Origin of the sequence: Desulfosporosinus cupriresistens (assembly GCF_001707885.1) — a bacterium.
GTDB lineage: Bacteria > Bacillota > Desulfitobacteriia > Desulfitobacteriales > Desulfitobacteriaceae > Desulfosporosinus.
This window is the reverse complement of the sequence record NZ_MASS01000093.1, coordinates 1-8,295: the sequence shown is the minus strand read 5'-3', so window position 1 is coordinate 8,295 and position 8,295 is coordinate 1. Positions and strand designations below refer to the sequence as shown.

Annotated in this window: 9 protein-coding genes; 8 read left to right on the top strand and 1 reads right to left on the bottom strand. The window is 40.9% G+C overall.

The window, feature by feature from the left end; translation table 11 throughout:
* Positions 1 to 58 precede the first annotated feature (58 nt).
* The 5 genes from DSBG_RS20710 to DSBG_RS20695 all read left to right on the top strand — a co-directional run bounded on the left by DSBG_RS20710 (position 59) and on the right by DSBG_RS20695 (position 4,691).
* Positions 59 to 1,069, top strand: coding sequence for a uroporphyrinogen decarboxylase/cobalamine-independent methonine synthase family protein (locus tag DSBG_RS20710; protein WP_068966807.1), 1,011 nt, complete (start codon positions 59 to 61; stop codon positions 1,067 to 1,069).
* Positions 1,070 to 1,156: 87 nt separating this feature from the next.
* Positions 1,157 to 1,552, top strand: a complete 396-nt coding sequence (locus DSBG_RS20705) for a c-type cytochrome (protein ID WP_068966806.1) — start codon at positions 1,157 to 1,159, stop codon at positions 1,550 to 1,552.
* The gene (locus DSBG_RS20700) at positions 1,549 to 2,940 is read left to right on the top strand and encodes a cbb3-type cytochrome c oxidase subunit I (RefSeq protein ID WP_068966805.1); all 1,392 of its coding nucleotides are present in this window, start codon (positions 1,549 to 1,551) and stop codon (positions 2,938 to 2,940) included. Before DSBG_RS20705 ends, DSBG_RS20700 begins: the two co-directional genes overlap by 4 nt.
* A 153-nt stretch (positions 2,941 to 3,093) precedes the next feature.
* On the top strand, positions 3,094 to 3,228 hold the full coding sequence (locus DSBG_RS24155; protein ID WP_282434244.1) for a hypothetical protein: 135 nt from the start codon (positions 3,094 to 3,096) through the stop codon (positions 3,226 to 3,228).
* 431 nt (positions 3,229 to 3,659) lie between these two features.
* The gene (locus DSBG_RS20695; protein ID WP_068966803.1) at positions 3,660 to 4,691 is read left to right on the top strand and encodes a threonine aldolase family protein; all 1,032 of its coding nucleotides are present in this window, start codon (positions 3,660 to 3,662) and stop codon (positions 4,689 to 4,691) included.
* A gap of 77 nt (positions 4,692 to 4,768) precedes the next feature.
* On the opposite strand, the gene DSBG_RS20690 is transcribed toward DSBG_RS20695, so the two are convergent.
* Complete coding sequence (locus tag DSBG_RS20690) at positions 4,769 to 5,485, bottom strand: Bax inhibitor-1/YccA family protein (RefSeq protein ID WP_068966801.1); 717 nt, start codon at positions 5,483 to 5,485, stop codon at positions 4,769 to 4,771.
* 656 nt (positions 5,486 to 6,141) lie between these two features.
* Here DSBG_RS20690 and DSBG_RS20685 point away from each other — a divergent pair.
* From DSBG_RS20685 to DSBG_RS20675, 3 genes are all read left to right on the top strand, one after another.
* Complete coding sequence (locus tag DSBG_RS20685; protein ID WP_068966799.1) at positions 6,142 to 7,062, top strand: DMT family transporter; 921 nt, start codon at positions 6,142 to 6,144, stop codon at positions 7,060 to 7,062.
* Between the two features lie 116 nt (positions 7,063 to 7,178).
* A complete protein-coding gene (locus tag DSBG_RS20680; RefSeq protein ID WP_068966797.1) occupies positions 7,179 to 7,541 on the top strand; it encodes a YccF domain-containing protein in 363 nt (120 codons plus the stop codon).
* Positions 7,542 to 7,905: 364 nt separating this feature from the next.
* Entirely contained in the window at positions 7,906 to 8,052 is a 147-nt protein-coding gene (locus DSBG_RS20675) for a hypothetical protein (protein ID WP_242877788.1), read from the top strand.
* Positions 8,053 to 8,295: the final 243 nt, after the last annotated feature.

Sequence of the window (8,295 nt, the reverse complement as noted above, 5' to 3'; positions counted from 1 at the left end):
TTATTTAAGTAACATAAATTTCGGAATATAATGAAAAATATGAAAAGAGGTGGAGATTATGTTATCAGGTCAAGCCCTAACTACAGCTATGGGGATTTTACCACATACAAATTTACCCGACGCACAGAAACTGGCCCTTAGTTTAGATATTCCTTTTTGGCCTCAATTACCTCACTTTCGATTCAAGGAAGACATGTACGCTCAATTTGCGGAACATTTTCCAGGAATGAGCATAGACGAAGCTAACAAACGTCTTTCTTTCTCCCACCAACGATTTGCACAGGAACTTGATGAATATCTGGAGCAAGGTGTCACTCTAGAGTATTTTGCCTTGGACAGAGACTCGTCTGCAGCGTTTAATGGTTTTTTGTCGACAGACCTTTCCGCATACCCGATGATTCATGGGCAGACTGTTGGCCCCATCAGTTTCGGGCTCAAAATATGTGATGAAGAACTTAAACCTATGATTTACAACGATTTTGTGCGGGAGATTTTATATGAGTTTCTTCATCAAAAAATAACGTGGCAATATAACCAATTAAAACGAGTTCATCCAAACCCCTTTGTTTGGTTGGATGAACCGGGATTAGAAATGATTTTTAACTCGTTGAGTGCCTACACGTATGAAGTGGCTTTAGTTGAATATCGAACATTCTTATCTAAGCTACCGGGTCCTAAAGGGGTTCATTTATGTGGTAATCCTGATTGGTCCTTTCTTCTAGACGCAAAGCTTGATATCCTCTCCGTGGATGCTTTCAGTTGGGGACACATCTTGGTACGTTACGTCGATGAGGTTAAGGAGTTCTTGCGAAACGGGGGAATTATATCCTGGGGAATCATTCCAACCTTGACTAGCGAATTATGTTCGGAGACTGCCGATTCACTAACGGATCGTCTGCTCCAATTATGGAAGTTTCTTAATCAGCAGGGGCTGGATGACGGTCTACTATTTGACAGATCATGGTTAGCCCCGTCCCGTTGCTGTCTAATTAATGGAGACGGAACAGCGAGTATTGAGCGCTCCTTTAGATTATTGCGAGAAGTATCCAAAAATCTACGGACACGCTAGATATCAAATTCATGAATAGTTTGTATACTTTTCTAATCTTGGCAAACAATACAATAACTATATTTGGCAGAATCGGAAGGTAGTCTCATGAAGCTGCGAACTTTCTTGTATTTAAGCATCTTATCCTTTGCATTATTTGTTGGGGTTACCTTGATATCGGCAAGGCTTCCGTTTCCAATGACGGAACAGGCCGTAGCAGGCAAACTTGTCTGGCAAAGACATAATTGTGTGAGCTGCCACACCCTATTCGGAAACGGAGGGTATGTCGCGGACGATTTAACGCATGTTGCAACGAAGGAGACTCCGGCATACCTTATTAACTACCTTGTCCAGCCGCCAGTGATGCGTCCCAATAAATTGGCCCATCATCCAGCTCTCAACGAGGTGGATGCAGTGAATTTAGTGCACTACCTCGAGTTTGTGCAAACCATACCGACTTTAGGGTGGCCTCCCCAGCGAGAGAAGGCGGAGAAGGACTCATGAAACTGTTAAAGTGGTTTTCCTTTAGAGGTAAGGGTGATAAATCTATTGCGCGAAAACAGCAATTTATTGCCCAAAAAATAAGCCGTAGGTATTGTTTCTCGGCCGTAAGCCTATTTGCCCTGCAAAGTGTGGTGGCCTTGCTAGGGTCATTGGATTTAGTGATACCCGATTTACCTTCACCGATCCCTTTTGAATTTGGAAGAGCAATCCATCTTGGTTTGGCCGACTTATGGCCCCTCATTGGCACCATGGGAATGGTTTTCTTCTTTACCACTGCTGAACTTAATCGGGAGATCCATTCTCCCCGCCTGGCTCGTTGGCAGTATTGGATCGTGATGTTATTTAGTGTATCTATCTTTGGAACCCTAGCCCTGCGGATTGGTAATGGTCGAGAATATCTTGAAGGGATGCCCATCTTTTATGCTGGCATCTGTTTAGCATTGGCCCTAGCCTCCTATAACCTGATTCGAACTTTGCTGACGGACAAGAGGAATATAACACCGGCCTCGGCGATAATGACGGTGGGAATTATCTTTTTGTTTTTACTATTAATTCCGAACACTATAACCTATAGAAATCCGATCACCGATGAGGTAACCAAGTTCTGGGTCGTTCACCTCTGGGAGGAAATGGCCTTTGAACTAACATCGGCTGGTTTTATTGCTACGTTTTACGTCGTTTCTGGTTTAGCTCCGCGTGCTCAAGTGGAAAAGTGGCTCTATCTGGAGGCCAGTATGGCGGTGGTTGGAGGCTTTTATGGTACCGGACATCATTATTATTGGATTGGTTTTCCCGCTGTCTGGTTAGCCATTGGTTCGTTGGTTAGCGTCCTAGAAGTCATTCCCGTAGGAATGTTAGCTATTATGACCTATAAAGGTTTAAAATCCGTTAAAGTTAGGAGTAATAGAGAGAAACTAACCTTATGGTTGCTGCTGAGCAGTGTTTTTTATCATCTAACAGGTGCCTCCCTATTAGGACTATTCATTACCATACCTTGGGTCAATCTGTATATGCATGGAACATATGTTACATCCGGTCATGCCCATTTGGCCTTATTTGGCAGCCTTGGTTTTGTAGTTTTAGCTGGGTGTTATTACATTCTGAGTCGAGGGAGTGAACCCACACTCAAAGGCTATAAGAGGGGAGTCTTGGCGGTATTTTTGCTTAATGGAGGGTTGATCACCATGGCTTCATCTCTACTGGTTGCTGGTTTCATAGAGACTTATTTTTGGCGAATCTTAGGTATCGATTTTATGGAAGTGCGGTTGCTTATTAACCCTTATTTAATTATGCGAGTATTGGGGGGGGCAATGTTTACTCTCGGTGACCTTCTGCTGTCTTGGCGTATCTTTAAGGCTTGGCAAACGACGAAGAATAAAAAGTTGTAAAATATGAAACTTAAGAGGTCAACCCATGCAAATTACGATAACGAGTCGTTCTTGTTGTTGGTGCCGCGATGAAGATGCAGGTGAGACTCTTCTTCCAAAAGTAAACTAGATATCGATCAAGCTGCTACGAGTGTCGTCAATTCAATAACAGCCATGCTTTTAGAAATGGAAGAAGGAATGCGTGCCCTTGGGAAAGCATCACTTAAAGAGCTTTCCGCAGCAGATCTTGTCGCCTTAGATTCCTTAACTACTGAAGTGACAGGAGTAAACGAGTTTACTAAACTTTAGAACTCCTCCAGCCAGTCAGACCATTTGTAAATTTTCAAAGGCCACCTGTTTTCGTTCAGGTGGCCTTTGAAATTCTGGCGTCAAAAGTCAAAGTATTATTTATCCTTAACCACCCAAACAATAACACCGAAGAACGTTTGTGATGGCATTTTTATGGGGGATATTTATAGGGGAAGAGTACATTAAATCCATAATAAATGATATCATGATAATTGTGGTTCTCGTCTGCTGAGGTCGCCACCAATGACCACTTGGTAAGACAATTGAAGCAGCAACCACCTTCACTGGACCTAATTACATTTTATAATCGAGAAAGGTAAAAGTTTGTTCATGTTCCTAAGAATATATGAACGGACTGGTCGTACCGTTTAAGCACAAAGATTAATTGCTTATTTGTTATAAACATTTAAAACAAGAGGGAGTCTTGACATATGTACAGTTTTAAGAACGACTACAGTGAAGGAGCACATCCTAGAATATTAAACTCTTTGCTTGAAACAAACTTTGAACAGATTGATGGTTATGGAGAGGATAGTTATACACTAAAAGCGGTTGAAATTTTAAAGCAAAGAATCGGAAGGAACGACATCGATATTCACCTGCTCGCAGGTGGTACACAAACAAACCTTATTGCTATTTCAGCTTTCCTAAGACCTCACGAAGCCGTAATTGCAGCCAACACAGGTCATATACTGGTGCATGAGACAGGTGCTATAGAAGCTACAGGCCATAAAATCATATCCATCGAAGTCAGTGATGGCAAACTGAACGATTCGCACATCAAGACGGTACTTGATTCACATACCGACGAGCATATGGTGAAACCTAAGTTGGTTTATATTTCAAATCCGACAGAAATAGGCTCAATATATCATAAGGACGAACTTGAACAGATAAGCCGGTTCTGCAAGGAGAACGATCTGTTTTTGTTCATGGATGGTGCAAGACTGGGTTCAGCTTTGTGTTCAGATGAGAATAACTTGAAACTTTCCGATCTGGGAACTCTTGTTGATGCTTTCTATATCGGGGGAACCAAGAATGGAGCACTTTTGGGCGAAGCACTTGTGATTTGCGTAGATCCGCTTAAGGAAGATTTCCGTTTTCATATGAAACAAAAAGGAGCGCTCCTAGCTAAAGGACGACTCCTAGGCATACAGTTTCTTGAGCTTTTCAAAGACGATCTGTATTTTGACCTTGCAAAGCATGCTAACCAGATGGCGGGTTTGCTCAGGGATGCAATCGACAAAGCTGGTTTTAGGTTCTTAATAGACTCGCCATCAAATCAACTATTTCCGATATTACCCAATCGATTGATTACGGAGCTTCAGAAAGACTATTCATTCTATGTTTGGTCAAAGGCTGATGATGATAACTCAGCAGTTCGACTGGTTACGTCCTGGGCGACGAAAGAGGAGGCAGTATTAGCGTTTATCGAGGACATGAAGAAAGTACTCAAGATATGAATGATTAACCCACGTTGCTATCTTTGGCAGACAGTAACGTGGGTTAAGCTCCATAATATTCTCCAATAATTTAACTCTTACAAACGTTTACGACCACCGCCACCAACTATCAAAAAGATATTAAGGATGAAAGTAAACAGGTTGACAAAATCCAAGAAAATACTCAAGGTAACTAAAACTGCATTGTCTGCGGTGCTATATTTAGCGCGCTGAAAATCTAATGCTGTCATCAGTGAAAAAAGAACAGCCCCACCTAAGCCAATCAGCAATCCGAACGGGCTGAAAAAGCTGCTGAAAAACATCGAGAGAATCGTTATTCCTATCAAAACTAATAAGCCGATGAAGAGCACTTTTGCCATACTGCTCAAATTACGTTTTGTCATAAGGCCGTATGCGCCAAAGGCGGCAAAGACAATAAATGTCACTAAAGAAGCTTGACCGAGAACAGCAAGCCCTTCAGAAGTCGCTGCCAAGGATTGAACTATCGGCCCAAGCACAACTCCGGCACAAGTCGCAAAAACTAGGGCAAGTCCTCCTGCTAATCCTGTAGCAGGGTCATTTCCGCGTGCTGCAGCCTGTCGGTTAACTATGGGAATAACAAACAGTAAAACAAATTCTAAAATGACAGCCGGCATAAAATACTGCTGAGGCACTAGGAAAGCTCCTGCAGCCATGGACAGGAACATGAAAGATAAAAGACCCATTACCTGAGACAAGGAGACCGTTTTAACCTGTTTTACATCGATTACGTAAGGGCTATGAGAATAACTAGACGAATGCTCAAAAGGCGGCATGCTCTTTACACCTCGCTTATCTAGATTTATGTGTTTTCTATACTTCTATATTAGCATGACTAAACTAACTTTTCTAACGGTTATAATAGATTTCACAAAACCTTAATATATTGATCACAAGCATGTTTCAAATTGGCGATGATATATTGCATTACATTAGGATATTGTACGACTTGTAATCTCAGCCTGTCTTAAAGATATGTTGTAATAGTACTAAAAAACGCCTATCAGCTAATTGATAGACAGGCATTTTTCTTTATTGATATTGGCCATCCTAGCTTATTAATGTCCTTGAGATGGAGATAAGCCAGGCTTGGAATATGAACGAACACCCGCTTTGCCTATGTAGGCGGTATGCCGAGTGTTCGATAGTAGTAAGCATCGGATTAGAAGACAAGACCCATCGCTATCAGTGTAAGAATAGCAACAACTACGATAGCGATACCAGCACCAAATATTAACATCGGCATATCCCCCTTTTCCAGTATATTACATGATATTCGTGTCCTTTCGATCTGACACAAAATGGATGGAAAAACTCACTTGAGATTTTTCATAAAACTGTAATATCATCATTATCTTAAGAAGAATCAGGGGAGATATATTATTTGCTAGATTAGGGCTGTAAATGGGATAATATGGATAGGAGGCAGCACATGAGCGGAAGAACGTTGTACGGGCACCTGATAACATTGCTTACAGTATCTATCTGGGGGACCACCTTTGTGTCTACCAAGATCTTATTGGAAAAATTAACTCCGGTGGAAATACTATTCTATCGCTTTATTATCGGGTATTTCGCGCTGTTTTTGCTTTACCCGAAGACTCATAAGATAAAGGGACCGAAAGAAGAACTACTGTTCTTTGGACTGGGGTTATCCGGTGTTTCGTTATATTTTCTATTAGAAAACACGGCGTTACAATTTACATTAGCTACCAATGTGGGGCTTCTCTCAGGGACGGTTCCAATTCTAACAGCAATCGTGTCGCATTTTTTCACAAATGACGAAAAGTTCAGCAGAAAGCTTTTCGGGGGTTTCTTAGTGGCCTTTGCTGGAACAGCTATGGTGATTTTTAACGCGCACGTTGTATTAAAACTAAATTTCCTTGGAGATTTTCTTGCCCTAATGGCACCTTTAGCATGGGCATTCTATTCAGTTTTATTGAAAAAATTAGACCATCGTCACAATCCTGTTTTTGTAACCAGAAAAATATTTTTTTATGGATTGATAACAGTGATTCCAATCATGATTGTACGCGGCGGAGATTTTATTCCCGTGAAAGTAATCAGCCTTCAGCAGATTTTAAATATTGGTTTCCTTGGCCTCGTTGCTTCAGCTCTATGTTTTGTTACTTGGAACAAAGCTGTTGAGCTAATCGGGACAATCAAGGCTAGTAATTATATCTATCTCGTTCCGCTGATCTCCATGGTCACTTCAATTCTTGTACTAAATGAAAGTGTTACCAGTTTGGCAGTGGCTGGTGGTTTCTTAATTCTCACGGGCGTGTATATATCTGAACGAGGCTTGAAAGTAGAATGGTTAAATAAGCCTTTTTCATACACCGATTACAAATAAATGGAGTGATTACTACATATTTCTATTATATAAAATAAATAATATTATAGGGATATTAAAAAGTCTAGAAAGGAGATCTCTGAGATGGGTGGCAGCTTGGCACTTGGAGGAGGAAAATGAATTTTATTGGTAATATCATTTGGCTACTATTGGGCGGTCTTATCGCATCGATTGCATGGTTGATTGCAGGTCTAATTTTGTGCGCAACGGTTATTGGTATTCCGTTTGGAATTCAATGTATTAAGATTGCCAGCTTCGTATTGTGGCCTTTTGCAAAGGAAATTGAACCCGGTCATTTTGGCGCAGGGGGATTTCTTTTGAATATAATTTGGCTTATCCTATTTGGATGGGGGTTTGCCATAGCACATCTCGTGATTGGTGCAATTTTCTGTTTAACGATAATTGGCATTCCATTTGGAGTTCAGCATTTTAAATTTGCGCAACTTGGTCTTATGCCATTTGGGGCGAAGATATCTTAACATTAAGCAAAATAACTTTGAGCGGATGGTCAAAATGGAAGCAATGTGGACAGTTGCTCTTAAAAACCACATCATGCCGAATCCATAGGAAACTTAATCTTATTAAAGAACATAGGTGAAAAAAAGTAGCTAGAAGTGCAACAAGAAAAATGGAAATGTAAATGTAATATAAAATATTCATGGTATATGAAAAAATGTGTAAATTGTAAAGAATAACGAACGAGGTGCTTAATGGCTAAAGGCCAAATTGTGTTTCTTTTGCTGAAGTAGCGAGAGATTAGCTCGTGTGTTGAAATTATTAAAGATATTATTGAAGATAATACTTAAATGGGTTTAAGTAAATGCATTCTAAGTAAAAAAGGAGTTGTTTGCAATATTTACCTTACTGGCAACCTTAAAAGCAAAACCAGGCCAAGAGGGAGAATTGGCCATGATTTGTACCCAATTGGCAGAGAAAGTTCTTTCTTCGGAAAAAGACTGTTTGATGGTTTATTCGACTATCCTAGGATGAAATAGGCGGATTAGCAAAGTAACCCGCCCCTTCCCGAACCGTACAAGCGACTTTCACCGCATACGGCTCTCCATATTCCAAATGAGTTATCGTCGTTTCAACTGATTGAGCTGAAATCTGTCAGCTTCGACATTGGCAAAGCAGTGCCCGCATAAAGGAATTTGTCTCCGGTTGATGTCCAGCATGACAGTGACAATCGGAGAGTAGGGCTTCACGAGTAGCTTCTTTGTTTTCCTGTGGTAT

What these genes read in the sequence shown, in the direction of transcription:
- DSBG_RS20680 (WP_068966797.1), top strand. Translation starts at nt 7,179, where the DNA reads ATGAATTTTATTGGTAATATCATTTGGCTACTATTGGGCGGTCTTATC.
- DSBG_RS20710 (WP_068966807.1), top strand. Translation starts at nt 59, where the DNA reads ATGTTATCAGGTCAAGCCCTAACTACAGCTATGGGGATTTTACCACAT.
- DSBG_RS24155 (WP_282434244.1), top strand. Translation starts at nt 3,094, where the DNA reads ATGCTTTTAGAAATGGAAGAAGGAATGCGTGCCCTTGGGAAAGCATCA.
- DSBG_RS20695 (WP_068966803.1), top strand. Translation starts at nt 3,660, where the DNA reads ATGTACAGTTTTAAGAACGACTACAGTGAAGGAGCACATCCTAGAATA.
- DSBG_RS20705 (WP_068966806.1), top strand. Translation starts at nt 1,157, where the DNA reads ATGAAGCTGCGAACTTTCTTGTATTTAAGCATCTTATCCTTTGCATTA.
- DSBG_RS20685 (WP_068966799.1), top strand. Translation starts at nt 6,142, where the DNA reads ATGAGCGGAAGAACGTTGTACGGGCACCTGATAACATTGCTTACAGTA.
- DSBG_RS20690 (WP_068966801.1), bottom strand. Translation starts at nt 5,485, where the DNA reads ATGCCGCCTTTTGAGCATTCGTCTAGTTATTCTCATAGCCCTTACGTA.
- DSBG_RS20700 (WP_068966805.1), top strand. Translation starts at nt 1,549, where the DNA reads ATGAAACTGTTAAAGTGGTTTTCCTTTAGAGGTAAGGGTGATAAATCT.